This window comes from Lentzea sp. NPDC059081 (genome assembly GCF_042738015.1).
Lineage (GTDB): Bacteria > Actinomycetota > Actinomycetes > Mycobacteriales > Pseudonocardiaceae > Lentzea.
In genome coordinates this window covers 124,781-150,347 of record NZ_JBHYGW010000005.1, presented here as the reverse complement: position 1 = coordinate 150,347, position 25,567 = coordinate 124,781, and the positions used below count along the sequence as shown (strand labels likewise).

24 protein-coding genes and 1 pseudogene are annotated in these 25,567 nt (G+C 72.2%); 17 read left to right on the top strand and 8 right to left on the bottom strand.

Translation table 11 applies throughout. The features are described from left to right. Nucleotides 1–253: 253 nt before the first annotated feature. Nucleotides 254–1,576, bottom strand: coding sequence for an FAD-dependent monooxygenase (locus tag ACFWV3_RS13845; RefSeq protein WP_382411471.1), 1,323 nt, complete (start codon nt 1,574–1,576; stop codon nt 254–256). Nucleotides 1,577–1,652: 76 nt separating this feature from the next. Here ACFWV3_RS13845 and ACFWV3_RS13840 point away from each other — a divergent pair, with 76 nt between their 5' ends. Further along, entirely contained in the window at nt 1,653–2,225 is a 573-nt protein-coding gene (locus ACFWV3_RS13840) for a TetR/AcrR family transcriptional regulator C-terminal domain-containing protein (protein WP_382411810.1), read from the top strand. Nucleotides 2,226–2,285: 60 nt separating this feature from the next. On the opposite strand, the gene ACFWV3_RS13835 is transcribed toward ACFWV3_RS13840, so the two are convergent. Continuing rightward, nucleotides 2,286–2,432 (bottom strand): hypothetical protein, encoded by a 147-nt coding sequence (locus ACFWV3_RS13835; RefSeq protein ID WP_382411470.1) that lies wholly within the window; start codon nt 2,430–2,432, stop codon nt 2,286–2,288. A 296-nt stretch (nt 2,433–2,728) separates the two neighbouring features. On the opposite strand from ACFWV3_RS13835, the gene ACFWV3_RS13830 reads away from it, so the two are divergent. From ACFWV3_RS13830 to ACFWV3_RS13805, 6 genes are all read left to right on the top strand, one after another. After that, nucleotides 2,729–3,766, top strand: coding sequence for a LacI family DNA-binding transcriptional regulator (locus ACFWV3_RS13830; protein ID WP_382411469.1), 1,038 nt, complete (start codon nt 2,729–2,731; stop codon nt 3,764–3,766). Between the two features lie 67 nt (nt 3,767–3,833). After that, the gene (locus ACFWV3_RS13825; RefSeq protein ID WP_382411468.1) at nt 3,834–5,108 is read left to right on the top strand and encodes a sugar ABC transporter substrate-binding protein; all 1,275 of its coding nucleotides are present in this window, start codon (nt 3,834–3,836) and stop codon (nt 5,106–5,108) included. Further along, nucleotides 5,105–6,013, top strand: a complete 909-nt coding sequence (locus ACFWV3_RS13820) for a carbohydrate ABC transporter permease (protein ID WP_382411467.1) — start codon at nt 5,105–5,107, stop codon at nt 6,011–6,013. Before ACFWV3_RS13825 ends, ACFWV3_RS13820 begins: the two co-directional genes overlap by 4 nt. A 2-nt stretch (nt 6,014–6,015) precedes the next feature. Continuing rightward, nucleotides 6,016–6,831, top strand: a complete 816-nt coding sequence (locus tag ACFWV3_RS13815) for a carbohydrate ABC transporter permease (protein ID WP_382411466.1) — start codon at nt 6,016–6,018, stop codon at nt 6,829–6,831. Nucleotides 6,832–6,841: 10 nt separating this feature from the next. Next, on the top strand, nt 6,842–8,410 hold the full coding sequence (locus tag ACFWV3_RS13810; protein ID WP_382411465.1) for a glucoamylase family protein: 1,569 nt from the start codon (nt 6,842–6,844) through the stop codon (nt 8,408–8,410). A gap of 15 nt (nt 8,411–8,425) precedes the next feature. After that, nucleotides 8,426–10,252 (top strand): glycoside hydrolase family 3 protein, encoded by a 1,827-nt coding sequence (locus tag ACFWV3_RS13805; protein WP_382411464.1) that lies wholly within the window; start codon nt 8,426–8,428, stop codon nt 10,250–10,252. 10 nt (nt 10,253–10,262) lie between these two features. Here ACFWV3_RS13805 and ACFWV3_RS13800 read toward each other — a convergent pair. Further along, nucleotides 10,263–10,745 (bottom strand): annotated as a pseudogene (locus ACFWV3_RS13800) (helix-turn-helix domain-containing protein); the annotation flags it as partial. Between the two features lie 82 nt (nt 10,746–10,827). On the opposite strand from ACFWV3_RS13800, the gene ACFWV3_RS13795 reads away from it, so the two are divergent. The 6 genes from ACFWV3_RS13795 to ACFWV3_RS13770 are packed head-to-tail and all read left to right on the top strand — an operon-like array spanning nt 10,828 to nt 15,426. Further along, a complete protein-coding gene (locus ACFWV3_RS13795; protein ID WP_382411463.1) occupies nt 10,828–11,595 on the top strand; it encodes an SDR family NAD(P)-dependent oxidoreductase in 768 nt (255 codons plus the stop codon). Further along, a complete protein-coding gene (locus ACFWV3_RS13790) occupies nt 11,592–12,287 on the top strand; it encodes a glutamine amidotransferase (protein WP_382411462.1) in 696 nt (231 codons plus the stop codon). The genes ACFWV3_RS13795 and ACFWV3_RS13790 overlap by 4 nt, the downstream gene beginning before the upstream one ends. Before the next feature lie 29 nt (nt 12,288–12,316). Beyond that, entirely contained in the window at nt 12,317–13,042 is a 726-nt protein-coding gene (locus ACFWV3_RS13785; protein ID WP_382411461.1) for a GntR family transcriptional regulator, read from the top strand. Nucleotides 13,043–13,099: 57 nt separating this feature from the next. Beyond that, nucleotides 13,100–14,539 (top strand): NCS1 family nucleobase:cation symporter-1, encoded by a 1,440-nt coding sequence (locus ACFWV3_RS13780; protein WP_382411460.1) that lies wholly within the window; start codon nt 13,100–13,102, stop codon nt 14,537–14,539. Beyond that, complete coding sequence (locus tag ACFWV3_RS13775) at nt 14,536–15,270, top strand: aspartate/glutamate racemase family protein (protein ID WP_382411459.1); 735 nt, start codon at nt 14,536–14,538, stop codon at nt 15,268–15,270. The genes ACFWV3_RS13780 and ACFWV3_RS13775 overlap by 4 nt, the downstream gene beginning before the upstream one ends. Before the next feature lie 3 nt (nt 15,271–15,273). Continuing rightward, the gene (locus ACFWV3_RS13770) at nt 15,274–15,426 is read left to right on the top strand and encodes a hypothetical protein (RefSeq protein ID WP_382411458.1); all 153 of its coding nucleotides are present in this window, start codon (nt 15,274–15,276) and stop codon (nt 15,424–15,426) included. Between the two features lie 157 nt (nt 15,427–15,583). Here the strand turns inward: ACFWV3_RS13770 and ACFWV3_RS13765 are convergent, their stop codons facing one another. Next, nucleotides 15,584–18,859 carry a tetratricopeptide repeat protein gene (locus ACFWV3_RS13765; protein WP_382411457.1) on the bottom strand — a complete coding sequence of 1,092 codons (3,276 nt, stop codon included), beginning with the start codon at nt 18,857–18,859 and terminating at the stop codon, nt 15,584–15,586. 185 nt (nt 18,860–19,044) lie between these two features. Between ACFWV3_RS13765 and ACFWV3_RS13760 the strand changes: the two genes are divergently transcribed. Beyond that, on the top strand, nt 19,045–19,785 hold the full coding sequence (locus tag ACFWV3_RS13760) for a hypothetical protein (protein ID WP_382411456.1): 741 nt from the start codon (nt 19,045–19,047) through the stop codon (nt 19,783–19,785). 15 nt (nt 19,786–19,800) lie between these two features. Here the strand turns inward: ACFWV3_RS13760 and ACFWV3_RS13755 are convergent, their stop codons facing one another. Next, on the bottom strand, nt 19,801–20,727 hold the full coding sequence (locus ACFWV3_RS13755) for an SDR family NAD(P)-dependent oxidoreductase (RefSeq protein ID WP_382411455.1): 927 nt from the start codon (nt 20,725–20,727) through the stop codon (nt 19,801–19,803). A gap of 63 nt (nt 20,728–20,790) precedes the next feature. On the opposite strand from ACFWV3_RS13755, the gene ACFWV3_RS13750 reads away from it, so the two are divergent. Together ACFWV3_RS13750 and ACFWV3_RS13745 are read left to right on the top strand one after the other, a co-directional pair. Then, entirely contained in the window at nt 20,791–21,348 is a 558-nt protein-coding gene (locus ACFWV3_RS13750) for a TetR/AcrR family transcriptional regulator (RefSeq protein WP_382411454.1), read from the top strand. A gap of 43 nt (nt 21,349–21,391) precedes the next feature. Continuing rightward, nucleotides 21,392–22,345, top strand: coding sequence for a phosphotransferase family protein (locus ACFWV3_RS13745; protein ID WP_382411453.1), 954 nt, complete (start codon nt 21,392–21,394; stop codon nt 22,343–22,345). Between the two features lie 78 nt (nt 22,346–22,423). Here ACFWV3_RS13745 and ACFWV3_RS13740 read toward each other — a convergent pair whose 3' ends face one another. The 3 genes from ACFWV3_RS13740 to ACFWV3_RS13730 form a co-directional block, all read right to left on the bottom strand. Then, the gene (locus ACFWV3_RS13740; RefSeq protein WP_382411452.1) at nt 22,424–23,374 is read right to left on the bottom strand and encodes an alpha/beta hydrolase; all 951 of its coding nucleotides are present in this window, start codon (nt 23,372–23,374) and stop codon (nt 22,424–22,426) included. A gap of 27 nt (nt 23,375–23,401) precedes the next feature. Next, nucleotides 23,402–24,337 carry an NADP-dependent oxidoreductase gene (locus ACFWV3_RS13735; protein ID WP_382411451.1) on the bottom strand — a complete coding sequence of 312 codons (936 nt, stop codon included), beginning with the start codon at nt 24,335–24,337 and terminating at the stop codon, nt 23,402–23,404. 95 nt (nt 24,338–24,432) lie between these two features. Continuing rightward, nucleotides 24,433–24,900 (bottom strand): cupin domain-containing protein, encoded by a 468-nt coding sequence (locus ACFWV3_RS13730; protein WP_382411450.1) that lies wholly within the window; start codon nt 24,898–24,900, stop codon nt 24,433–24,435. A 167-nt stretch (nt 24,901–25,067) separates the two neighbouring features. On the opposite strand from ACFWV3_RS13730, the gene ACFWV3_RS13725 reads away from it, so the two are divergent. Next, the gene (locus ACFWV3_RS13725; RefSeq protein WP_382411449.1) at nt 25,068–25,565 is read left to right on the top strand and encodes a MarR family winged helix-turn-helix transcriptional regulator; all 498 of its coding nucleotides are present in this window, start codon (nt 25,068–25,070) and stop codon (nt 25,563–25,565) included. The last annotated feature ends 2 nt before the right edge of the window (nt 25,566–25,567 follow it).

Genomic DNA, 25,567 nt, shown 5'->3' with positions numbered 1-25,567 from the left:
CGGCAGGCGGCCTCAGGTGTAGTCGTCGCCCACGCCGGGGGGCGGAGACGGCCGAGCGGACCGCCGCGCTCAGCAGGTCCCGCCACGGCTGCGGCGGGTGGAACACCTCCTCCGCCCACCGCTGCCAGCTCCGGGGACGCTGCCGGGACTGCGCACGTGAACCTGTGGCGTTCCAAGGACATCCGTGCGCGCAGCTGGTATCACCGGGGACAAGGACACCTCACCTCGGGGAAACCGGCGGATGGAACTCGTTCTACTGGGCGGAATCGCGGTGCTCGCCGACGGCGGCGCGCTCGACCTCGGGCACGCGCGCCAGCGGTGCGTGCTGGCCGCGCTGGCGGTGGACGCCGGGCAGGAGCACCGGGTCGGCGGGGAGCGGCCAGCTGCCGCCGCGGTCCTCCTTCGCGAACCGCGCCGCGAGGTCCGCGAGGCGCAGGCGCCCGGCGAGCGCCGCGGTGGTCTGGATCGCGCCGATCGCGAACCGGGAGTCGGGCAGGGCCACGCGCAGCAGCCGCGGCTTCACCTCGGCCTGGATCTCGTCGGCGAAGGGCCGCAGCACGCGGTCGTAGCTCGCCAGCGCGGCGGGCAGGTCGCCGGGGTGCCGGGTGATCTCGCCGGCCAGGACGTGCGCGCCGACCAGTGCGCCGGACGTGCCCATGCCGCTGTAGGGGGAGGAGCAGTGCGCGGCGTCGCCGAGCAGCACCACGCGGCCCCGTGACCAGGTGTCGGTGCGGACCTGGACGACCTCCTGGGAGTAGAAGAACGGGCTCGACCCCATGCCCTCGATGAACCGCCCGGCCTGCCACCCGGCGTCGCGGAACCTGCCCGCCCAGAACTCCTGCTGCCGCTCCACGGGCGCGCGGTGGATCGCCGACGCCTCCTCGGACTGCTCCCGCAGCACGAAGTACGCCTGGGTCTCGGTCGCGTTGTGGCTGCGGCGCATGATCTGACGGCCGCGCGGCGCCATGTAGGTGTCGCGGATGTTGCTGTCGGACGCGATGCGCGGCACGAACCAGTAGGCCATGTGCACGCCGACGCGCCAGTACGGGTCGAACCCCTCCGGCAGCAGCGCCCGCCGGATGCGCGAGCCCTGCCCGTCGGCACCGATCAGCAGGTCGTACTCGCCGGTGGAGCCGTCGGAGAAGTGCGCGACGACGCGGTGTTCATCCTGCTCGAAGCCGTCGACGCCCTTGCCGTGGACGTGCTCGGCGTCGGCCTTCACCGCGTCGTGCAGGACGCGGACCAGGTCGCCGCGCATGATCTCGTACTCGGACGTCAGGGTCTGCCGCCCCCGTCCCGAGGTGTTGGCCATGATCGTGGCCTTCCTCCTGCCGCGGGCGTCGACGAACGCGACCCCCGGCTCGTCCACGAGCACGGCGCGCACGGCGTCGAGCAGCCCCATCCGCCGGACCGCCTCGATGCCCTGGCCGCGCAGGTCGACCTGGGCCCCGGCGGCGCGCAGCGACGGGAAGCGCTCGGCGACCGTCACCCGGTGGCCGGCCCGGGCGAGCCAGAAGGCGGCGGCTTCTCCCGCGATCCCGCCGCCCGCGACGAGGACGCGCAGTGGTCCGTTCATGACGACTCCAAAATCTATCGGTGAAAGGTTGTGTTCGAGAGTCGCCTATCAGCGATAGATTGTCAACGTGACCAAGATGAACCGCGAGGCCGTCGTCGCCGAGGCGCTCGCCCTGCTCGACGAGGCCGGCCTGGACGCCGTGAGCACGAGGCGGCTGGCAGCGCGCCTGAACGTGGAGCAGCCGTCGCTGTACTGGCACTTCCGCACGAAGAAGGACCTGCTGGCGGCCATGGCGCAGGCGGCGATGGAACCCCACGCGGCCGAACCGCTGCCCCTGCCGGGCGACGACTGGCGGGAGTGGTTCCTGGCCAACACGCGCAGCTTCCGGCGCACCCTGCTGCTGAGGCGGGACGGAGCGCGGCTGCACGCGGGCAGCACGCCGGCCGGTGACCTGGAGCGGATCCGCCACAAGATGGAGTTCCTGGTCGCGTCCGGGGTGCCGGAGCGGGACGCGCAGATGGCGATGCTGGCCGCCGGTCGGTACACGGTCGGCTGCGTGCTGGAGGAGCAGGCCTCCGGTGGTGACGGGCCGCAGGACGGCGACGGGGAGTCGGACGGCCTGCCGGGGTTCGACGAGGAGGCGGCGTTCGAGGCGGGGCTCGCGCTGATGGTGGACGGGCTGGCGCGTGCCGCCGGGGTGAGGGGCTGAGTCGGTCGGGCGTCACCTGAGGTGTCGGCGGCACGAGGCCGCCGACCTGCGCGCCGTGGCCTACTCCGCGGACACCTCGGGCGCGGGCGGCGGCTCCTGGAACAGGTTCGTCCACGACGCCTGGTCGGGGCGCGCCGACGCCGCGGGTGCCTGGGGCTGGTGCGTTTCGACGTGGCTGAACAGGTCGTTCGCCGAGAGCGTCATCATGGTCAATCGTTCCGATCGAGGACGGACAGGTTTCGAACACCTGTGCTGACCGGCGTTATACCCCGCCATGATCGGCTTCAACCACCGACGTGGCCGCGACGAACTCAAGTCGCGGAAAAAGGTCTCTGACCTGCGCTTTGTGAGGCGTGCCGCGCACGGGCCGCCGCACCCCGCCCTTGTGTCGATCGTCCACTCGTGCCTATATTTGACCAATCACCCCAATGTAAGCGCTTACATCACGAAGAGTGAGATGTAAGCGCTTACATACACCGCCAGCGACGACGGAGCGGACAGCGATGGAGAAGCAAGCCTCTCCCGAAGCCGGGCGAGCCTCTGCCGAGGCCAGGCCTGCGGGGGCGACGATCTACTCGGTCGCCGACCGCGCCGGTGTCAGCATCGCCACCGTCTCGCGGGTGTTGCAGGGCGCGACCGTCGTGGCCGAGCGGACCAGGCAGAAGGTGCTCGCGGCCGTCGACGAGCTCGGGTACGTGCCGCTCGGCGCGGCGCGCAGCCTGGCGGTGCGCCATCACGAGGCGCACGGGCTGGTGCTGCCGGAGCTGTCCGGTCCCTACTACGCCGAGCTGCTCATGGGCTTCGAGGCGCGGGCCGCCGAGCTGGCGCAGTCCGTCGTGCTCGTGCTCACCGACAGCCGCACCGACCTGGCCGCGGCGGTCAAGCAGCTCGCCACCAGGGTCGACGCCATCGCGGTGTTCGGGTCGGCGCGCGAGGCGGTGCGGCTGCTCAAGGACAGGAAGCCGGTCGTCGTCATCGCCGGGGAGCCCCAGGAGGGCGTCGAGGTGATCGCGGCGGAGAACCGGGAGAGCGCCAGGGAGCTGGCGGGGCACGTGCTCGACCACGGGCGGCGCCGGGCGTTGTTCGTCGGCGACCCGGACAGCGGTCCCGACATCCGCCACCGGTACGCGGGGTACGTGGCCGCCCACGAGGACCGCGGTCTCGCCGCCGCCGAACCCGTCCGCGTCGCGTTGTGCGAGGCCGAGGGGACGGCGTTCGCGCGACGGCTGCTCGCCGAGGAGCTGGAGGCCGACGCGCTGCTGTGCGCGAACGACGAGCTGGCGTTGTCGATCATGACCACCCTGCAGGACGCGGGCAGGGACGTGCCCGGTGACGTCGCGGTCGCCGGGTGGGACGACGTGATGACGGCGCGGTACGTGCGGCCGGGGCTCACCACCGTCCGCCAGCCCGTCCACGAGCTCGGCGCGCTGGCCGCCGACCGGCTGCACGAGCTGGTGAGCGGGGAGCCGCCGCGCACCGAGGCGCGGTTGCTGCCGACGCAGCTGGTGGTGCGGTCGTCCTGCGGCTGCCCCCCGGCCTGAACCAACCTGCCTGAACGACCGGCTTGAACGACCACGGTCCACCGGAGACGAGAGGAAGCGAGGAGCAATGGCGCGCAGAACTTCCAGGACGCTCGCGGGTCTGTCCGCCCTGGTACTGGTGCTCACCGCCTGCGGGCGCGGCGAGGACCAGGCCGGCGGCGAGGCAGGAGGCGACATCTCACAGGGACCGGCCACGGGCACGATCACCGTGTGGGCCATGGGCGCCGAGGGGGAGAAGCTCCCGGCGCTCGCGAAGGAGTTCGAGGACGCCAACCCCGGCGTCGACGTCCAGGTGACCGCGATCCCGTGGGACGCCGCGCACAACAAGTTCACCTCGGCGATCACCGCCGGCCAGGCGCCGGACGCGGCCATGGTGGGCTCGACGTGGATGGGCGAGTTCGCCGGCATGAAGGCGCTCGACCCGACGCCGTCGTCGATCGACAAGAGCGCGTTCTTCGAGGGCGCGCAGAAGACGACCGAGGTGGACGGCACCTCGTACGGCATCCCGTGGTACGTCGAGACGCGACTTCTCTTCTACCGCAAGGACCTCGCGAAGACCGCCGGTTACGAGACGCCGCCGGCGGACTGGCAGGGCCTCAAGGAGATGGCCAAGGCCATGCAGACCAAGGCGGGCGCCAAGTTCGGCATCGGCCTGCAGGCGGGCGGCACCGGGTCGTGGCAGACGCTGCTGCCCTTCGCCTGGTCGAACGGCGCGCAGCTGACCAAGGACAACGGCGGCGCCTACAACTTCGACAGCCAGGAGATGAAGGAGACGCTGGAGTACTACGGCTCCTACTTCTCCGAGGGCATCGCGGACAAGGGCGCGCCCGCGCAGCCCACCACCGAGCCGGACTTCGTGAGCGGGCGCGTGCCGATGTTCATCTCCGGTCCCTGGATGATGTCCGCGGTCGAGAAGCTCGGCGGGCCTGGATTCTCCGACCAGTACGGCGTCGTGCCCATGCCGGTGAAGAAGACGTCGTCCAGCTTCGTCGGCGGGTCGAACTTCGTCGTGTTCAAAGAGACCAAGAACCGCGACTCCGCCTGGAAGTTCGTGAACTGGCTGCGGGATCCGAAGACGCAGGTGAAGTGGTACCAGCAGTCGACGGACCTGCCGTCGGTGAAGAGCGCCTGGCAGGACCCGGCCCTCGCGGCGGACACGAAGCTCGCGGCGTTCGGCAAGCAGCTCGACACCGCGCAGTCGCCGCCCACCTTCACGACGTGGGAGCAGGCGATCACCGCGCTCGACACCGAGGTGGAGAAGGTGGCGCGCTCGGGCGCCGACCCGGCCGGCGCGTTGAAGGCGGCGCAGTCCTCGGCCGACTCCATCGGTACCGGCAAGTGACCTCCGCGACGACGGGTGCGGTGAGCCGGCGCAGAAGAGGGGTCGAACGGGCGGCGTGGTTGCTGATCCTCCCGTTCTGCCTGCTGTTCCTCGTCTTCACGGCGTGGCCGGTGGTGCAGTCGCTGTTCATGAGTGTCACGGACACCCGCAACAGCGACCTGCGCACGCCGTTCGCCGTGGAGTTCACCGGGCTGGACAACTACGTCCAGGCCTTCACCGACCCGATCTTCCGCACGGCGGCCGCCAACACCGCGTACTTCGTGCTGGTGGGCGTGCCGCTGACGCTCGCCATCGCGCTCGCGGCGGCCGTCGTGCTGGACAAGGGGATCAGCCGGTTCCGCGCGTTCTTCCGGCTGGGCTTCTACACGCCGGTGATCACCTCGATCGTCGCGGTCGCCGTGGTGTGGCGGTTCCTGCTGCAGGACGAGTTCGGGCTGATCAACACCGTGCTCGGCTGGGTCGGGATCGACGGCCCGAACTGGCTCGGCGACCCGGACTGGTCGATGCCCGCGCTGATCCTGATGGCGGCGTGGCGCAACTTCGGCACCGCGATGATCATCTTCCTGGCCGGGCTGCAGGCGGTGCCGGCGTCGCTGCACGAGGCGGCGTCGATCGACGGCGCGGGCGCGGTCAAGCGGTTCCGGCACATCACGCTGCCGTTGCTGCGGCCGACGATCCTGTTCGTGTCGGTGACGACGGCGATCGGCTACCTGCAGTTCTTCGAGGAGCCCTACGTCATGACCAACGGCGGACCGCTCAACTCGACGATCTCCGCGTCGATGTACACCTACCGCCAGTTCGGGTTCGGCAACTACGGCTACGCCTCCGCGATGAGCTACCTGATCTTCGTCGTGATCGCGGTCGTCACCGCCCTGCAGTTCCGCCTGCTGCGGGAGAGGAGCTGACCATGAACCGGAACCGTTGGTGGCTCTACGTTCCGCTCGCGGTCGCGCTCGTCGCCGTCGTCTCGCCGTTCGCCTGGATGGTGCTGGGCAGCTTCAAGGGCGAGGGCGAGATCCGCGCCAACCCGCCGACGTGGCTGCCCACGAGCCCGTCGCTCGACAACTACACGCAACTGTTCTCGCGCTTGCAGTTCGGGACGTACTTCCTCAACTCGGCGATCGTCGCCGTGCTGGTGACGGTGGGCAACCTGGTCTTCTGCTCGATGGTCGGCTACGCGCTCGCGAAGCTCGAGTTCCGGGGTAAGCGGGTGCTCTTCCTGGTCGTCATGGCGACCCTGATGATCCCCGGTGTGGTGACGTTCGTGCCGCTGTACGTGCTCGTCGTCAACGCCGGTCTGGCGAACTCGTTGCCCGCGCTGATCCTGCCGTTCCTCGTCTCGCCGTTCGGCGTGTTCCTGATGCGGCAGTTCATCTCCGGGCTGCCGAGCGAGCTGCTCGACGCCGGCCGGGTCGACGGCGCGGGAGAGGTGCGCATCTTCGCGCGGATCGTCCTGCCGTTGTGCGGGCCCGCGCTCGCCACACTCGGCATCCTCACGTTCCTGGGCAGCTGGAACAACTTCCTGTGGCCGTTGGTGGTGGCGCAGCAGGAGAGCGAGTACACGCTCCCCGTCGCGCTGGCCCTCTACTCGACCGGCCAGAACTCCATCCAGTACGGCCTGCTGCTCGCCGGGGCCACCATCGTCGTCGTCCCGGTCCTGCTCGTGTTCCTCGTGTTCCAGCGGCGCTTCATCGAAGGCATCGCGACCACCGGCATCAAGTGAGAGGTCTGGCATGACCGCGAAGATCACCCGCCGAACCGTCCTACTGGGAACGACCGCAACCCTGCTGGTGCCGGGGATCGCCTCCGCCTCCCGCGGTTACGACCCGGCGCGCGTGCGCGGCTGGGCGCGCGACACGTGGCGCAGCCTGGTCGCGATGACGCCGTCGGGCACCGGCCTGCCCGCGGACAACATCCCCGAGTCGCTCGCCCCCGGCGACCGTTCCGGCTACACCTCGCCGACCAACATCGGCGGCTACCTGTGGTCGACGGTCGTGGCCCGCGAGCTCGGGTTCCTCTCCGACGCCGAGGCGTCGGCGCGGCTGACCCGCACGCTCACCACCCTCGACCGGATGGAACACCACGGCCCGAGCGGCATGTACTTCAACTGGTACGACGAGGAGACCGGCGAGGCGCTGCGGTCCTGGCCCGGTACCGGAGCACCGGTCTTCCCGTTCTGCTCCAGCGTCGACAACGGCTGGCTCGGTGCGGCGCTGCTCGTGGCCGCACAGGCCGACCGGGCGTCGTCGGCGTTGGCACGGCGGATCTTCGCGCGGATGCGCTGGGACTCGTTCTACAACCCCGGTGACGACCCCGCGCACCCCGTGAGGCCGGGCGGGCTGATCCACGGCGGGTTCTTCCCGTTCGACCACGACCGGCCCGGCGGGGTCTACCAGGGCACGCACATCGGCGGCGACCCAGTCTGGCTGACCACGCACCACTACGACACGACGGTCTCCGAGACGCGGATCACCAGCTACCTCGGCATCCTCACCGGTCAGATCCCGCCGAAGCAGTACTTCGCGATGTGGCGGACGTTCCCGGCCTCCTGCGACTGGTCGTGGCACGAGATGCAGCCGGTGGGGGAGAACCGGACCTACTACGGCATCGAGGTCTTCGAGGGCGCCTACACCTATCGCGGCATGCGGATCGTGCCCGGCTGGGGTGGTTCGATGTTCGAGGAGCTGATGCCGGACGTGTTCGTGCCCGAGGCGCGATGGGCGCCGCGGTCGTGGGGACGCAACCACCCGTTGCACGTCCGCGCGCAACGCGAACACGGGCTGCTGGAGGCGAAGTACGGCTTCTGGGGCTTCAGCCCGGCCAGCAACCCCGCCGGCGGCTACCGCGAGTACGGCGTCGACGCGCTCGGGATGGGGCCGGGCAACGAACCCGGCAACGGCGCGAACGGCTACTTCTCCGACCAGGAGATGACGAACTACGACGTCGGCTTCGGCACGTGCCGTCCTGCCACGGCACCCACACCCACGTTCGGCGACGGCGTGGTCACCCCGCACGCGGCATTCCTGGCGATGATGCACGAACGCGACGAGGCCTACGCCAACCTCGTCCGCATCCAGGAGGACCTGCGCGCCTACGGCCGGGGCGGGTTCTTCGACGCCGTGGCGGTGCGGTCGGGCGCTATCGCGCGCCGCTACCTCGCCCTGGACCAGGCGATGGTGATGGGCGCGATCGGGAACGTCCTGTGCCGGGACGTGATCCGCCGCGCGTTCGCGACTCCGGCCGTCGAACGCGCGCTGCGCCCGGTGATCGGAGTCGAGGAGTTCGGCGCGAGCCGAGTGTGAGGGAGGCTTTCTGACATGCGGCCTGTGCGGCTGGTTTCCGAGGACGGCGTCGAGTACCGCGACCTCAACGGCAACGGCGTGATGGACCCCTACGAGGATCCACGCCTGCCCGTGGCCGAGCGGGTGGAGGACCTGCTGGGGCGGCTGTCGCTGGAGGAGAAGGCAGGTCTGCTGTTCCACACCGTCATCGAGGCGGGAGCGGACGGCACGGTGAAGGAGGCGCCCGGTGACATCAGCAAGTCGCCCACCAGCGTCGTGGTGCGGCAGAAACACCTGTCGCACTTTAACGTGCACGCGTTGAACGACGCGCGCATGGCCGCCCGCTGGTACAACAACCTCCAGCTCATCGCCGAGAGCACGCCGCACGGCATCCCGGTGACCATCTCGACCGACCCGCGGCACGCGTTCATCGAGAACGCGGGCGTTTCGTTCAGCGCCAAGGCCTTCTCGCAGTGGCCGGAGTCGCTGGGCCTCGCCGCGTTGCGGGATCCCGCTCTGGTGCACCGGTTCGCGGACATCGCGCGCCAGGAGTACGTCGCGGCCGGCATCCGCTGCGCCCTGCACCCGGCGATCGACCTCGCCACCGAACCGCGGTGGGCCCGGCAGGCGGGGACGTTCGGGCAGTCCTCCGCGCTGACGGCCGAGCTGGCCGTGGCGTACGTGCGCGGGTTCCAGGGGCCGGAGCTGGGCCGCGAGTCCGTCGCCTGTTGCAGCAAGCACTTCCCCGGTGGTGGCCCGCAGAAGGACGGCGAGGACGCGCACTTCCCGTACGGCCGCGAGCAGGTCTACCCCGGCGGGCGGTTCGACGACCACGTGGCGCCGTTCCGCGCCGTGGTCGAGGCGGGCACGGCGGCGGTGATGCCCTACTACGGCATGCCGGTCGGGCTGGAGGTGGACGGTGAACCGGTCGAGGAGGTCGGGTTCGGCTACAACCGCCAGGTCGTGACCGGGATGCTGCGCGAGGGCCTCGGCTTCGACGGCGTGGTGCTCACCGACTGGGAGCTGGTGATGGACAACCACGTCGGCGACAAGGTGCTGCCCGCGCGGGCCTGGGGCGTCGAGCACCTCGACGCCCACGGGCGGATGGAGCTGATCCTGCACGCGGGCGCCGACCAGTTCGGCGGCGAGGAGTGCGTCGAGGTGCTGCTCGAACTGGTCGCGCAGGGCAGGGTGACCGAGGAGCGGATCGACGACTCGGCACGCCGGCTGCTCGCCGTGAAGTTCCGGCTGGGGCTCTTCGACGACCCGTTCGTGGACGAGGACGTGGCGGCGGAGGTGGTGGGACGGCAGGACTTCCGCGACGAGGGCCACGCCGCGCAGGCCCGGTCGGTCACGGTGCTGCAGGAGGGCGTTCCGCTGCCACTGGCTCCCGGGCTGAAGCTCTACGTCGAGAACTTCTCGCCCGAGGTCGCCGCACGGCTGGGCACGGTGGTCTCCACGCCGGAGGAGGCCGATCTGGCGCTGGTACGGCTGATGGCGCCGTTCGACCCGCGAGCCGACCTGTTCCTGGAGTCGTGGTTCCACCAGGGCTCGCTGGAGTTCCAGCCCGGTCTGGCGTCCCGGCTGGCCCGGATCGCCGCGGTCTGCCCGCTCGTCGTCGACGTGACGCTGGACCGTCCTGCCGTGCTGACGCCGTTGCTGCCGATCGTGTCGACGCTGGTGGTCAGCTACGGAACCACGGACGAGGCGCTGGCCGACGCGCTGTCGGGCGTCATCCCGCCGGAGGGGAGGCTGCCGTTCGACCTGCCGCGGTCGATGGAGCAGGTGCGTCAGCACTCCGAAGACGTTGCGGGGTATGAGGATCCGTTGTTCCCGTTCGGTCACGGGGTGTCGCCGCGATGACGACGAGGACCTGTGCCGGTTCGTCGTCCAGGGAACGGAAGTGGTGCGGGATGCCGCCGCGGAAGTAGGCGGTGTCGCCCGTCCCGAGCTGTTCGGCCCGGTCGGGGAAGCTGAGCTCGACCCGGCCGGACCGGACGACGACGAACTCGTCCCCTGCGTGCTCGCGGAAGACGCAGCCCTCGGCCGACGTCGACGGCGTGATGAGGAACGGCAGCATGTGCTTGCCGCTGATCCGGGTGGCGAGGCTGACGTACGGCGAGCCGTCGTCCGGCGTCCTGGGCGTGCCGGTGTGGCGGGTCAGCTCGACGTGGGCGGCGTCCGCGGTCTCACCGAAGACGTCGGTGACCTCGACGCCCAGTGCCTCCGCGAGCTTGATGGCCACGGCGATCGACGGCGTGCTGTGCCCGCGTTCGACCTTCGACAGGTACGACTTCGTCGTGCCCGACCGCTCGGCCAGCGCGTCGAGCGTCCAGCCCCGCTCCTGCCTCAGCATGCGCAGCGTGCTCATCGTCCGGACTCTACCCGCTCGGACACCCAGTTGCCGATAGGAAACCTTGTGTCATACGCTTCGATCCATGTCGGATCGAAGAGGTGTGCTCGTCACCGGGGCGTCGCGGGGGATCGGTCGCGCGACGGCCGTGGCGTTCGCCGAACGCGGTTGCCGGGTCGCGGTGCACTACAGCAGCCGCCGTGACGACGCCGAAGCCACCCTCGCCCAGCTGGCGGGCGACGGGCACGTGCTGATCGGCGGTGACCTCGCCGACGCGGAGGCGGCCCGTGGGCTGGTCGCGGAGGCGGTGGACGGGCTCGGCGCGGTCGACGTGCTGGTCAACAACGCCGCGGTGGCCCCGAGTGCCGCCAACCTCCACCGCATCGGCGACACGTCGTGGGACGCGTGGACGGCGGCGTGGCGGTCCATGCTGGACGTGAACCTGCTCGGGGCGGTCAACGTCACGTGGGCCGTGGCGCAGCACCTGATCGACCGGGGCGCGCCGGGCAGCATCGTCCACGTCGGCTCGCGCGGGGCGTTCCGCGGTGAACCCGACCACCCCGCCTACGGCGCGAGCAAGGCGGCGCTGCACGCGTTCGGGCAGTCGGCCGCGGTCGCGCTCGCTCCCCACCGCATCTCGGTCACGTCGGTCGCGCCGGGGTTCATCGCCACCGAACGCCAGGCCGCCAAGCTCGCCGGGGCCGAGGGGGACGCCGTGCGCGACCAGAGCCCGTTCGGCCGGGTCGGGACGCCGGAGGAGATCGCCGCCGCCGTCGTGCACCTCGCCTCGCCGGAGGCCGCCTGGTCGTCCGGTGCGGTCCTTGACCTCAACGGAGCCTCGTACCTGCGATGACCACACCACAGAAGACCGCCGTCGCGGTGCGGCACCTCGCCTTCGAGGACCTCGGCCTGATCGACCCGGTCCTGCGCGACCACGGGTACGCCGTCCGCTACCTCGACGCCGGCGTCGACGAGATCGACCCCGGCGTCTTCCTGTCCGCCGGCCTGCTGGTCGTGCTCGGCGGCCCGATCGGCGCCAACGACGGCGACCGCTATCCCGTGGTGGACCAGGAGATCGCGGCGTTGAGGCCCCGGCTCGCCGCCGGTCTGCCGACCCTGGGCATCTGCCTGGGCGCGCAGCTCATCGCCCGCGCGCTGGGTGCCACCGTCGCGCCGTCCGGTGTCACGGAGATCGGCTACGGACCGCTGACCCTCACCGCGGACTCGGTCCTCGCGCCACTGGCGGGCGTGCCGGTGCTGCACTGGCACAACGACCGGTTCGCGATCCCGGCCGGCGCCGTCCACCTGGCGTCGACCCCGTCGTGCGACAACCAGGCGTTCAGCCACGGCTCGGCGCTGGCGTTGCAGTTCCACCTGGAGACCCCGGCGACGGACGTCGAGCGCTGGCTCATCGGGCACGCCGAGGCGTTGTCCGCGGCGGGGATCGACCCGGCCGACCTCAGGCGGGCGGCCGCCGAGCACGGCCCGGCGCTCACCGCCGCGGCCGGGGAGGTCCTGCGCGGCTGGCTCCGCGACGTGGACTGACCCGAGGCCGTTCGCGCTACCGTGACGCGATGCGCGCCCCCAGAAGACGGTCGATCGTGGCGGCGAAGCTCGAGGCCGACCGCGGTGGCGCCGGGCAGGTGGCGATCCTCGCCGAGCTGCGCCGGTGCCTGCTCGACGGCGTGCCGCCGGGCGCCGCCATCCCGCTCGACGAGGTGGCGGCGGTGTTCGGGGTGAGCAGGATCCCGGTGCGCGAGGCGCTCAAGACGCTGATCGGCGAGGGACTGGTCGAGCACCGGCAGAACTTCGGGTACTTCGTCGCGAAGCTCACCCCGGAGGAACTGCAGGAGCTCTACGTGGTGCGGGGCGTGCTCGAAGCGGCGGCGCTCGGTGCGGCGGTCGCCCACGCGCAGCCGTCGGACGACGAACTGGCCCGGTCCGCGCACGCGGCGCTGGAGGAGGCGCAGGCGGCCGGTGACGTGCGGGCGTACCACCGGGAGAGCCGCCGGTTCCACCTGGCGCTGGTCCGTCCCAGCGGGATGAAGCGGCTGCTGGGCATGTTCGAGGCGGCCTGGAACCTCACCGAACCGTTGCAGCCCATGGCACACGTGCCCGCCGAGGAACGCACGGCGCTGCACGCGGACCACGAGGGCATGCTCGCGGCGTTCGTCGCACGGGACGCGGCGGCGCTGGTCGAGGCCGCCCGCACCCACCACGACCGGCTGCGCTCGTCGCTCGCGGCGGTGCCGACGCACACCGGGCTGTTCGCGGACGGGGAAGATATACGTTTCCCGTAGCAGCCGGGAAACAACCGCTCCCTACGGTGGCGCCAACCCACCAGGCAGGAGCGCGCGATGACAGCGACAGCGACGAACGCGGAACGCAAGCTGGCCTACGACCCCCGGCTGACGAACGCCGACCTGGCGCCGTTGGAGAAGCAGACCTGGGGCTCCTACAACATCTTCGCGTTCTGGATGTCGGACGTGCACAGCGTCGGCGGGTACGTGACCGCGGGCAGTCTGTTCCTGCTCGGCCTGAGCGGCTGGCAGGTGCTGGTCGCGCTGCTCGCGGGGATCGGCATCGTCTACTTCTTCTGCAACCTGGTCGCGAAGCCCAGCCAGCAGACCGGCGTGCCCTACCCGGTGATCTGCCGCAGCGTCTTCGGCGTGCTCGGGGCGAACGTGCCGGCGGTGATCCGCGGCCTGATCGCCGTGGCCTGGTACGGCATCCAGACCTACCTCGCGTCGGCCGCGCTGGACGTGGTGCTGCTCAAGCTGTTCCCGTCGCTGCTGCCGTACGCGGACGTGCAGCAGCACGGGTTCCTGGGACTGTCCACCCTGGGCTGGGCGTCGTTCACCGCGCTGTGGCTGTTGCAGGCGGCGGTGTTCTGGACGGGCATGGAGACGATCCGGCGGTTCATCGACTTCTGCGGCCCCGCCGTGTACGTCGTGATGTTCCTGCTGGCCGGCTACCTGATCGCCCGCGCGGGCTGGGGCGCGATCGACTTCACCCTCGGCGACGTCAAGCACACCGGCTGGGCGTCGGTGCCGGTGATGTTCGGCGCGATCGCCCTGGTGGTCTCGTACTTCTCCGGCCCGATGCTGAACTTCGGCGACTTCTCCCGCTACGGCAAGTCGTTCGCGGCCGTCAAGCGCGGCAACCTGCTCGGCCTGCCGGTCAACTTCCTGGTGTTCGCAGTCCTCGTGGTCGTCACGGCGTCGCTGACCGTGCCGGTGTTCGGCGAGCTGCTCACCGACCCGGTCGCCACGGTCGCGCGGATCGACAGCACGTTCGCGATCGTGCTGGGAGCGTTGACGTTCAGCATCGCGACCATCGGCATCAACATCGTCGCGAACTTCATCTCGCCCGCGTTCGACTTCTCCAACGTCAACCCGCGCCGCATCAGCTGGCGCGCGGGCGGCATGATCGCGGCGGTCGGCTCGGTGCTGATCACGCCGTGGAACCTCTACCACAACCCCGCCGTCATCCACTACACGCTGGAGACGCTCGGAGCGTTCATCGGCCCGCTGTTCGGCGTCCTGATCGCCGGCCACTACGTCGTGGGGCGTCAGCAGGTCGAGGTCGACGACCTGTTCACCATGTCGCCCACCGGGAAGTACTGGTACCGCAAGGGTTACAACCCGTCGGCGATCGTCTCCACGGCCGTCGCCTCCGCGGTCGCGATGGTGCCGGTGCTGGTGCCCGCGCTGGCCGATGTCGCCCCGTACAGCTGGTTCATCGGGATGGCGCTGGGCTTCGCCCTGTTCGCGGGGCTGTCGCGGGGGAACCGGTGAGGATCGGCGTCGTCAACCCGAACACCAGCAGGTCCATGACCGAGGCGATCGGCCGCGCCGCGGCGGCCATCGCCGGTCCTGGCGTGGAGGTGCGCACGACCTGCCCGGAGATGGGCCCGGAGTCGATCGAGAGCCACTACGACGAGGCGCTGAGCGTCCCGGGACTGCTGGCCGAGATCGCCTCCGCCCCCGCCGACGGCTACGTGATCGCCTGCTTCGGCGACCCCGGCCTCGACGCCGCGCGCGAGCTCGCGGACGGCCCGGTGGTCGGGATCGCGGAGGCGGCGATGCGCACGGCGGCGTTGCTGGGCAGGGGTTTCAGCGTCGTCACGACCCTGGAACGCACCTGCGGCCGCGCCTGGGACCTCGCCCACCGGTACGGGATGGCGGGGTTCTGCCGCGGCGTGTCGGCCTGCGACGTGCCCGTGCTGGAGGTGGAGGCCGCGGTGGACGTGGTGGTCGCCGCTTGCCGTTCGGCGGTGGCGGCGGACCGGTCCGACGTGGTCGTGCTCGGCTGCGCCGGGATGACGTCGCAGCGCGCGGAGATCGAACGCCGGGTGGGCGTGCCGGTGGTCGACGGCGTGCAGGCGGCGGTGCTGCAGGTGGAGTCGCTGGTGCGGATGGGGTTGCGGACGAGCGCGGCGGGGGAGTTCGCCGCGCCGCCGCCGAAGCCGTACGCCGGGGTGCTGGCGCCGTTCGGGGCGCGACAGGCGGTGGCCGGGCTGGGGTAGTGGGTGGCCGGGCTCGGCTGGCGGGTGGCGCGTGCGGTGACCGAGCTGGGGCGGCGGGTGCGGTGGCCGGGCTGGGCAGCGGGTGTGGGTGGCGGGTGCGGTGGCCGGGCCGGGATGGTGGCCGCGTCGAGCTGGCTCGGGTTGCGCGTGCGGTGACCAGGCCTGGTTGCCGGGCTGGGACAGCGGGTGTGGCGACCGGGCTCGGACAGCGAATGCGGCGGCCTGGCTCGTACGGCGGGTGCGGCGACCGGGCTCGACCGGTGCGGGCGCCGGCCGGGCTCGGGCGGCGCGGCGGTGGCGGGCGTTCGGCTCGTCACCCTGCGGCGCGCCGCACCACCTCCGCCGCCCGTCCCTCCGCGTACGGGTTCCCGGTGCCGCGGTGCACCTCCACCGCCTCCGCCCCGTACCGCGCGGCCTCCTCGCGCGACCCCGCCACGAGGTGCGCGTGGGCCAGTGCCCCGAGCGCCGCGCCCGCCAGGTCCTGGAAACCCGACCTGCGGGCCAGGCGCAACGACGCCTCTGCCGACTCGCGGTCGCCGGTGGACCACCCCAGTCCGGTCCGCGCTTCGCAGGTGGCGTAGGGGTTCGCGGCGTTCTCGGCGACGGCGAGCGCCTGCCGGTGGTCGGACGTCGCGTCCTCGCCGCGGCCGAGAGCGAGCAGCACGGTGCCCAGGGTGTTGAGCGCGAAGGCCTGGTCGATGGCGTCGCCGCCCTTGTCCGCCAACGCGAACGCGCGTTCCGCCAGGCGCAGCGCCTCGGGGAGGTCACCGGCCCGGCACAGCACGACCGCGAGCCGTCGATTGCACTCGCCCTGCGTGCCCAGGTCGCCGTAGGCCTCGCTCAGCCGCAGCCCCTCGCTCAGCACCTCCCGAGCCCGGTCCAGCTCTCCCACGTCGCCCAGCGCCTCGCCGAGGTTCGACGCCGCGATGCACTGGCTGAACGGTGATCCCAGGCGCCGCTGCAGCTCGCTCGACCTCTCGCAGATCTCCACGGCACCGCGCAGCCTGCCGGAGTCGCGCAGGACGAGCCCGAGGTTGCCGAGAGGGCTCATCTGCCACAACGGTTCGTCGTCGTGCTCGAAGATGCGCAGTGCTGCCTGCAGGTGTGCGGCGGCGTGCTCCAGGTCGCCGTTCTTGAGGTGCACGACGCCGGTGTTGTTGAGGATCGCGGCCTCGCCCAGCGTCCAGGACGTCCTGCGCACCAGTGCCAGCGCCGCGTGCAGGTGCACGAGGGCCCGCTGGTTCCTGCCGCGCAACCGGTTCAGGTCGCCGAGGCTGAGCTGCAGGGCGGCCTGGGCCGGCAGGTCTCCCGCGCGTTGCGCCGCGGCCAGGGCCACCGGCACGGTGCGGGCCCAGTCGATGAGGTGCGCGCCCATCATGAAGTGGCCGCGCAGGGCGTCGGCGAGGGTCCACACGAGCTCGGGGTGGTCGTCGTCGAGGGCGGTGATCGCCGTGACGAGGCCGGGGCGTTCGGCGTCGAGCCACGCCTTCGCCTGGTCGCCTCCCGCGAACTCCGCCGCTGCCACGAGGTGCGCGCCGGGCAGCACGTGCACCTGCCGGTAGAGCGCGACGCGGGCCTGGTGCACGTGGGCCAGCAGGTGCTCCAGCAACCGCCGGCGGGCGTCGTGGCGGTGCTCCGCGGGGTCCTCGGTCGCGGCACGGGCGGACGCGTACAGGCGCAGCAGGTCGTGCAGCGAGTACCGGCCGGCGCGGTGCTGCGTCACGAGGTGCGCGGACTCCAGCAGGTCCAGCTGGGTCGCCACCCGGTGCACGTCGTCGGCCTGCGCGGCGGCGACGGTCGCGGCCGTGAAGTCCGGGCCCGGCAACGTGCCCAGCAACCGGAACACCGCCCGCGCCGGGTCGCGCAGACGGCGGTAGGAGAGGGTGAACGACGCGCGCACGGCGGCATCTTCGTCGTCATCGATCGCAAGCGCGTCGAGCCCGGCCATTCCGGTCAGCGTCACCGCGTAGTCCGCTACGGACAGGTGCGGGCGGCTGCGCAGGATCGCGGCCGAGATGCGCAACGCCAGCGGGAGCCGCGCGCAGCGCTCGGCCAGGTCCGCCACGGCGTCCGGTTCGGCCGAGGCCCGCGCGGTGCCGAGCTGCCGGGCCAGCACCGCCCGCGCGGCCGCCGGGGTGAGCACGTCCAGCACGATCACCCCGGCGCCGTCCCTGGCGAGCAGCCCGCCGAGCCGGTTGCGGCTCGTGACCACGACCGTGCAGCCGGGTGCTCCCGGCAGCAGCGGGCGGACCTGGTCGGCGGTCGCGGCGTTGTCCAGCACCACCACGACCCGGCGTTCGGCGAGCAGCGTCCGGTACAGGCCGGCCCGCTGCTCCGGGTCGTCGGGGATCTCCTGGGCGGTCGCGCCGAGCGCGCGCAGCAGTCCCGCGAGCGCGTCGTGCGCGGTCACCGGCTCGCCACCGGAATGCCCGCGCAGGTCCACGTGGAGGCTGCCGTCGGGGTGCTGGTCCTGCTGGTGGTGCGCCCACTGCACGGCCATCGCGGTCTTGCCGACCCCCGCCGTCCCGACGACCAGCAGCACGGGCGTGACGCCGTTCGCGACGAACTCCGCGCGCATCTCGTCCATCGCGGCCAGGTCGGTCTCGCGGCCCGTGAAGCCGACGGCGAGCGGCGGCAGCTGGGCGGGCACGCGGTGCGTTCCCGGCTCGTCGCGCGCCACCGGACCCGAGTACAGCGCGGCCCGCAGCACGACTCCCGGCGCCACGCCGAGCTCTGTGCGCAACCGGTCGCCGATCTCGGCGTAGCGGGTGGCCGCGAGCGCGCGCTGGCCTGACGACGACAACGCGCGGATCAGCGCGGCGTGCAGCTCCTCGTGCAGGGGTTCCGCGGCGGACAACGGAAACAGCCGGGCGGCCACGGCGGCGTGCTCCTGCGGGGTGGCGGCCGTCGCGGCGTTGAGCAGGGCGGCGGACAGACGCCGCTGGGCCACGGCGACCGCGGCCGGATGCCACCGCAGGCGTTCGTGCGACCCCGCGAGCAGGTCGCCCCGCCACAGGCCCAGGGCGGACGACGTCAGGTCGTGCACGGTCGCGCGGTCCCCGGTCGCGGCGGCCGCGCGCCGGACCAGGCCGGTGAACTCGAGCACGTCGGACGCGTCCGGCAGCAGCACGTACCCGCTGCGGTCGCGGACCAGCGCGTCGGCACCCAGCTCCCGCCGCAGCCGGGAAGCGTAGGTGTGCAACAGGTTCACGCAGCTGGGCGGTGGCCGGTCGCCCCACAGGACGTCGACGAGCTCGTCCTGCGAGATGGGCTCACCAGGCTGCAGCGCGAGGACGCCGAGAGCGAGCGCGTGCATCGGCGGCCCCAGGTCGACCGGCGCGCCGGAGCGGTGCGCGGTGAGCGGGCCCAGCACGTCGACCCGCAGTCCCGCGAACCCCGGTGGTGCCTCGGCGGACATCCCGGTCGCGGCGGTGAGCACCTGCTCGGTGTGCGAGTGCGGGGTGCGCACCCGCCCGTTCTCCAGGTCGCGGATCGCCCGGACGCTCACGCCGGTCCGGCGCGCGAGGTCGTTCTGCGTCAGCCCGAGCCGGCGCCGCGCCGCCCGCAACCGCTGCCCGAACCCGTCCACCCCGTGACCACCCCATGATCATCCTGCCGGTTCTGCCGGTCGGCCGCGACGACCGAACAGCGGCAGTTCCCAGGTCCGTGCGCGGTACCGGCGGCCCGGTCGCGTCCAGCGGACCTACCCCTTGCGCTCCATAGCTTTCCGATGCGCCGGGACCCCGGCACGCCACCGCCGCCGGAGGACTTCCCGTGACCACCACGCTCGACCGCACCGCCTTCGTCCAGAGGCTCGACATCGGCACGATCCACCCGAAGCTCGCGCTCGCCCGCGCGGCCGACGGGGTCGCGCCACGGGGAGCCGCGGCCGCTGTCGCCGCGGGCAGCCTGCTGTCGTTCACCACGAACGTCGGCGCCCAGCACCGCGCCGACGCGCTCCACTCGACCCTGCTCGCCCAGCTGAGCTCCGACCGGCTGTTCGACCGCTTCGACGAGGACCAGCGGACCGGCTGGCACCACCACTACGCCGCCGTCCTGGCCGCTCTCGGCTGGGACGTCCGGGAGTTCGCCTTCCACCGCAGGCAGATCGACGACGAGCCCACGAGATCCACGGTCGACCGGCTCCTCGGCGCGGTGCTGCCCGCCGGCGAACAGGCGCTGAGCTCCGCGGCCCTCCGTGCGTTGGCGGCTCTGCCGGCCGACGACCCCTGGTACCAGGTCTGGGACGCGCTCGGCCGCGACCGGGCGACCGCCGCGTTCCAGGTCGGCAGCTGCGCCGGGTTCGGGGCCGTCCTGGTGCTCCAGCTGTCCTGCTTCTCCTTGCGCACCAACGGAAACACCGCACGTTTCCCGTGGGACGACTGCGGCGGCTCGCTCACCCACGCGACCCAGGCCTGCACGCTCGACGACGAGGTCTACAGCCAGGTCCGCGGTGCCGTGGCCAAGAAGCTGGGCGCGAAGGCCGTCCAGTACGTCGGCAACCTCCGCCTGTAGGACACCGGGAACCGGTCAGCGCCGGACCAGGCCGGCCGAGACCTGCCAGAGCCGGTGCGCGGTCTCGGGGTCGAGCGCCCATGCCTTCACGCCGTGCGGGTGGTCGGCGAGCGCCGCGTCATCCGGGACGGTGTAGGCCTCCCGGCAGTCGTCGAGGTAGTGGCCACCGGTGCGGGCGAACTGGGGAGCGACCGCCGCGACGACCGTGGTCGCCGCGCCCTGTCCGACCGTCTTGTAGGTGAAGACGCCCGCGGCCTCCGCGGCGGCCAGGGACTCCTTCTGCGTCGGGGAGAAGTGCCGCTGCAACCCGGTCGCGACGCCGCCGGGGTTGACCGTGTTCGCGTGGATCCCGTCGGCGGCCCAGCGCCGGGTCGCCTCCACCGAGAACAGCGAGTTGGCCGTCTTCGACTGCGCGTAGGCGATCTGCGGGTCGTACGGGCGGCGGTCGAAGTGCGGGTCGGCGAAGTCGATTCCGGCGCGCATGTGCGCCGTCGAGCTGACCGAGACGATCCGCGCCTCGCCCCGCTCGGCCGCGCCGAGGGCCAGCGCCCGGTGCAGTCCGGTGGCCAGGGCGAAGTGCCCGAGGTGGTTGGTCGCGAACTGCAGCTCCCAGCCTTCGCGCGTGCGGTCGAGTCCTGCGGTGACGACGCCCGCGTTGTTCACCAGCAGGTGCAGCGGCCCGTCCCACTCGTCGGCGAACCGGCGGACGGACGCCTGGTCGGCGAGGTCGAGCCGGACGGCCCGCGGGTGCGGTGCGGGGTCGCGCACCGCGCGCGTCACCTCGGCGCCGGCGGCGGCCAGTGCGCGGGCGGTCTCCAGGCCGAGGCCGGACGACGCCCCGGTGACGACGGCGCGGACGCCGGTGAGGTCCACGCCCGCCAGGACGTCGTCCGCCGTGCTGGCGGCGGTGAACGGGGTGGTGATCAGCTTGCCGGTGGTCATGTGGCGAACTATACGCACTAGACGATATTTGTATAGTAAGTCTCGACCGCGTACGGTCGTGGCATGGCCGAACCCCTGGACACCGCCGACACCGGCCGGCGGGACGCGGTGCTGGAGTCGGCACTGCTGACGTTCGCGCGGCACGGGTACCGCAGGACCTCCATGGACGAGGTGGCCCGCGCGGCCCGGATCTCCCGGCCCGGCCTGTACTTCCTGTTCTCGTCCAAACAGGACCTGTTCCGCGCGGCGGTCACCCGAGCGCTCGACCAGGACCTCGCCGCCGCGGAGACGGCCCTCGCCGACACCGCGCGGCCGGTGCGAGAGAGGCTGGTCGAGGCGTTCGACCGGTGGGCGGGCCGCTACGTCGGACCGATGAGCCGGGACGTGCCGTCGGTGATCGAGGAGAACCCCGACCTGCTCGGGCCGATCGTCCACACGGCACCGGAGCGGTTCGAGGAGCTCGTCGTCGCGGCGCTGGGCGGTGCGGCACTGGGGGGCGCGGCGGCGGACGACGTCGCCCAGACTCTGCTCAGCGTGTCGATCGGGGTGAAGCACCAGGTCGCCACGCGGGAGGAGTACCTGTCGCGCATGACGACCGCGGTGGCCCTCCTCGTCCCCTGACCGGCGACCCGTTCGAGAGTCCGCCCGCGAACCCGGGAGCCCCGTGAACAACGAGCACCGCCTCCAGCTCGACGAGCCCGCCCTGCGCCGCGTGCTGAGCGCGGCGGGCCTCGACCCGGCCACGGTCACCGGCTGGACCGAGCTGACCGAGGGCACGTTCAACACCGCTTACCGCATCAGGACTTCCGAGGGCGGGTTCGTGCTCAAGGTGGCGCCGCGCCCGGACGCGCCCGGCCTGACGTACGAACGCGACCTGATGCGGACCGAGACCACCTTCTACCGCGCCGCCCACGGCCACGCGGTGGTGCCGGAGGTCGTGCACGCCGACTTCGCCAGAAGCCTGGTGCCGTCGGACTTCCTGCTCATGACGGAGATCCCGGGCGACAACGCGACCACGCTCACCGCCGAGGCCCGCGCGGCGATGCGGAGGGAGCTGGGTCAGGTCGTCGCCGGCCTGCACGAGGTGACCGGCACGGGCTTCGGCTACCCGCAGCTGGGCCTCGCGCCGACGTGGCGGGAGGGCTTCCTGGGCATGGTGGACGCGGTGCTCGCCGACGCTGCCCGTTTCGGCACCGAGCTCCCCTTGCCCGGCAGGGAGATCGCGGCCGCCGTGCGAGCGCGCGCGGACCTGCTCGACGAGGTCGAACGGCCCGTGCTCGTGCACTTCGACCTGTGGGACGGCAACGTTCTCGTCCAGGACGGGAAGGTCACCGGGCTCGTCGACGGCGAACGCGCGTTCTGGGGCGATCCGCTCGCCGAGATGGTGTCGCTCGCGTTGTTCGGCGACATCGAAGAGGACCGCGAGTTCCTGGCGGGGTACGGCGCCGCGGCGGTCACCGCCGGCGCCCGGCGACGGCTGGCGATGTACCGCGCCTACCTGTACCTGATCATGCTGGTCGAGGGCACGCCGCGGCAGTACTCCGGCGACTGGTACGAGGAGCACAAGACCTTGGTGCGCAAGCACTTGGGCGCCGAGCTGGAGAGCGTGCGCGGCTGACGAGACCTCAGCCCCGCCGCCCGGACCCGGACGTCCTGCTCGCCGCCGTGACCGAGCCGGACGTCCTGCCGAGCGGGGTCAGATCGACCTGAGGACCCGGACGCGGTCGGCGATGGCGCGCCTGGCCACGTCGGAGTCGAACGCGATGGAGTCGAACTCGTGCGGCGCACCGGGGTGCAGGTGGAACTCCACCGGCACGCCGGCCCGGCTGAGCTTCACCGCGTAGGCCAGGTCCTCGTCGCGGAACACGTCGAGCTGGCCGACCTCGACGTAGGCGGCGGGCAGACCGGTCGCGTCCGCCAGCCGGGCCGGAGCCGCGGTGGCCGGGACGTCGGGCCCACCGGCCCGGTCGCCGAGCAGAGCGGGCCACGCGGTGAGGTTGTCGTCGTAGGACCACAACGCGTACGGCGCGACGTGCGGGTCGACCTCGGTGGTGCGGTCGTCGAGCATCGGCATGACCAGGATCTGCCGGGCGACGGGGAGCTCACCGCGGTCACGGGCGAGGATCGACAGCGCCGCCGCCATCCCGCCGCCCGCGCTGTCGCCCATCACGCCGATCCGGACGGGGTCGACGCCCAGCTCGGCGGCGTGCTCGTGCAGCCACCGCAACGCCGAGTACGCGTCTTCGAGCGGGGTGGGGAACGGGTGCTCGGGGGCGCGCCGGTACTCGACGGACAGCATCGGCACCCCGCTCGCGGACACGTACCGGGAGACCGGCCCGTCGAACAGGTCGATGTGGCCGAAGATGTAGCCGCCGCCGTGGAAGAACAGCACCGCGGAACCCGGTGCGGAGCCGTCCTTGGCGTACCAGCGCACCGTGATCTCGGCGCCGTCGTCCGTGCTGACCTGGTGGTCGGTGGTGGTCACGTCGGCGGGGATCGGTTGGGCCGTCCCGGCGGCGCCGATGATCGGCTCCCACATCGCCCTGCGCGCCTCGACGTCGCCGACGGCCGGAGGGGTGGCTGCCGCCATCGCGCCGGCCATCGGGGCCAGCGCGGCGGCGATCTCGGGGTCCAGCCCGAGTGACATGGTCTTCTCCTGTTCGGGGGTGGTGGGTCAGACGACGAAGACGACCTTGCCGCGCACCTCGCCGGCGGCGGCACGGACGTGGACGGCCTGGACGTCGGTCAGCGGCAGGCGCTCGGCGACGTCGACGCGGAGCTCACCGGAGTCGACCAGAGCCACCAGCTTCGCGAGCTGCTTGGCGTCGCTGCGGACGTAGAGGTTCACGCCGCGCACGTCGCGCTCCTCGTCGGCCGGCGCGGGCATCCAGATGGTCGTGTTGACGACGGCTCCGCCGGGGCGGACCAGCGAGGGCAGCTGGGCCAGGACCTCGGGGGCGACCGGTGCGAGGTTGAGCACCAGGTCGACCTGCTCGGTCACCGCCGAGAGCACGTCGGCGGCGGTGTGGTCGACGACCTCGTCGGCACCGGCGGTCCGCACGGCCTCGGCACTGCGCGGGCTCGCCGTGGCGATCACGTGCGCGCCGGCCTGCTTGGCCAGCTGGACGGCGTAGCCGCCGACCGGTCCGCCCGCGCCGTTGACCAGCACGCGCTGCCCGGCCCGGAGCTGACCGTGGTCGAAGAGCGCCTGGTAGGCGGTGAGGCCCACCAGCGGGAACGCGGCGGCGTCGGCCAGCGGGACGCCCTTGGGCGCCGTCGTCAGCACTTCGGCCGGGGCCAGGACGTACTCGGCCGCGGCGCCGGGCTTGGTCATCGGCAGGAAGCCGACGACCTCGTCCCCGACGGCCAGACCGGTGACGCCCTCGCCGAGCGCGTCGACCGTGCCGGCGACGTCGAGACCGGGGGTGTGCGGCAGGCCGACCGGGATCGGTCCCTGCATGACGCCCAGCCGGATGTTGCCCTCGACCGGGTTGAACGACGTCGAGGTGACCCGGACCAGGACCTCGCCGGCGGCGGGGACTGGCTGCTCGACGTCCTCGTGGACCAGGACCTCGGGGCCGCCGAACTCGTGGAAACGCACTGCCTTCATGACCGCTCTCCCTCGTCTTTTGCTTCGAACTCGAAGCAACTGGGACCGACAGTAGACCTGCTTCGAATTCGAAGCAAAGTGACGTGCGGCACTCGTCAGCGAGGAGGGCCGAGCACGACATTGCCGGAGATCTCGGCGGCCTCCGCGAGCAGCGACAGCGGGATCTCGTACCCCTCCGGACGTGGTTCCCGCAGGTCGCGACCGGCGTGGCGGAACATCCTCTCCAGTCCGCCCGGCGTCGAGATGAGCAGCAGGTCGGCCCGTTCCGAGGTGATCCGGTAGCTGTGCGGGATGCGCCGCGGCAGGAAGACGATTCCTCCCTCGCGCAGTTCGTGCTCCTCCTCGCCGGCCCACACCAGCGCGGTGCCGGACAGCAGGAGGAACACCTCGTCCTCGTTCGTGTGCAGGTGCCACGGCGGCGCCTCGCCGAGGCCCGCGTCGAAGCGGCCGACGGTCAGCTGCCCGCCGGTCGCGGCGGAGTCGAGCAGGACGCTGAAGACGCTCCCGCCGATCCACTCGAGCTGCTGCTGGTCCTCCCGCTGGGCGAGGTGGGGGATGCTCAAGGTCGTCCTCTGCTCGAGATCGTCATCGGGGTGGGCCGGGATGGGTGTGCGACGACCCTCACCCGTGCCGCTGCCCGGTCGCCAGGGCCCGCGGTGCCCACCGGTGCCCAGCGCTGCCCGGATCCGGTCGTCCCGGCTCTTCGAATTCGAAGCAGTAGACTGCCGGCATGCCCGACTCGCCGCCGTCGCTCGACCCCGTCCAGCTCGGCGCCTACTTCGCCCTCGTCGAGGTGACGAGCCTGCTGCGGCACGCGGTCGAGCAGCAGCTCAAGGAGGCGGGCGACCTCAGCTACGTGCAGTTCCAGCTGCTGGCGCGGCTCGGCGACGCGCCGACGGGCAGCCACCGGATGACCGACCTGGCCGACGGCGTCGTCTACAGCCGCAGCGGCCTGACCTACCAGGTGGGGCTGCTGGAGAAGGCGGGCCTGGTCGAGCGCACCCCGTCCGCCGAGGACGAGCGCAGCGTCACGGTCACCATCACCGACGCCGGGCGCACGCTGCTCGCGACCGTCCTGCCCGGACACGTCGAGATCGTCAGCGGCCTGCTCTTCGAGCCGTTGTCGCGCGACGACGTCCACGCCCTCGCCGGGCTGCTCGCACCGGTGCGCGACCACATGCGGTCGACCCCGCCCCGGTCCGCCGCGCCCCGTCGCCGCAAGGGCTGACC

Excerpts from the sequence above, each read along its gene's own strand:
- ACFWV3_RS13795 (WP_382411463.1), top strand. The coding sequence starts at position 10,828 with ATGTCGGATCGAAGAGGTGTGCTCGTCACCGGGGCGTCGCGGGGGATC.
- ACFWV3_RS13755 (WP_382411455.1), bottom strand. The coding sequence starts at position 20,727 with ATGACCACCGGCAAGCTGATCACCACCCCGTTCACCGCCGCCAGCACG.
- ACFWV3_RS13725 (WP_382411449.1), top strand. The coding sequence starts at position 25,068 with ATGCCCGACTCGCCGCCGTCGCTCGACCCCGTCCAGCTCGGCGCCTAC.
- ACFWV3_RS13845 (WP_382411471.1), bottom strand. The coding sequence starts at position 1,576 with ATGAACGGACCACTGCGCGTCCTCGTCGCGGGCGGCGGGATCGCGGGA.
- ACFWV3_RS13780 (WP_382411460.1), top strand. The coding sequence starts at position 13,100 with ATGACAGCGACAGCGACGAACGCGGAACGCAAGCTGGCCTACGACCCC.
- ACFWV3_RS13785 (WP_382411461.1), top strand. The coding sequence starts at position 12,317 with ATGCGCGCCCCCAGAAGACGGTCGATCGTGGCGGCGAAGCTCGAGGCC.
- ACFWV3_RS13805 (WP_382411464.1), top strand. The coding sequence starts at position 8,426 with ATGCGGCCTGTGCGGCTGGTTTCCGAGGACGGCGTCGAGTACCGCGAC.
- ACFWV3_RS13735 (WP_382411451.1), bottom strand. The coding sequence starts at position 24,337 with ATGAAGGCAGTGCGTTTCCACGAGTTCGGCGGCCCCGAGGTCCTGGTC.
- ACFWV3_RS13830 (WP_382411469.1), top strand. The coding sequence starts at position 2,729 with ATGGAGAAGCAAGCCTCTCCCGAAGCCGGGCGAGCCTCTGCCGAGGCC.
- ACFWV3_RS13790 (WP_382411462.1), top strand. The coding sequence starts at position 11,592 with ATGACCACACCACAGAAGACCGCCGTCGCGGTGCGGCACCTCGCCTTC.
- ACFWV3_RS13750 (WP_382411454.1), top strand. The coding sequence starts at position 20,791 with ATGGCCGAACCCCTGGACACCGCCGACACCGGCCGGCGGGACGCGGTG.
- ACFWV3_RS13840 (WP_382411810.1), top strand. The coding sequence starts at position 1,653 with ATGAACCGCGAGGCCGTCGTCGCCGAGGCGCTCGCCCTGCTCGACGAG.
- ACFWV3_RS13740 (WP_382411452.1), bottom strand. The coding sequence starts at position 23,374 with ATGTCACTCGGGCTGGACCCCGAGATCGCCGCCGCGCTGGCCCCGATG.
- ACFWV3_RS13825 (WP_382411468.1), top strand. The coding sequence starts at position 3,834 with ATGGCGCGCAGAACTTCCAGGACGCTCGCGGGTCTGTCCGCCCTGGTA.
- ACFWV3_RS13815 (WP_382411466.1), top strand. The coding sequence starts at position 6,016 with ATGAACCGGAACCGTTGGTGGCTCTACGTTCCGCTCGCGGTCGCGCTC.
- ACFWV3_RS13835 (WP_382411470.1), bottom strand. The coding sequence starts at position 2,432 with ATGATGACGCTCTCGGCGAACGACCTGTTCAGCCACGTCGAAACGCAC.
- ACFWV3_RS13810 (WP_382411465.1), top strand. The coding sequence starts at position 6,842 with ATGACCGCGAAGATCACCCGCCGAACCGTCCTACTGGGAACGACCGCA.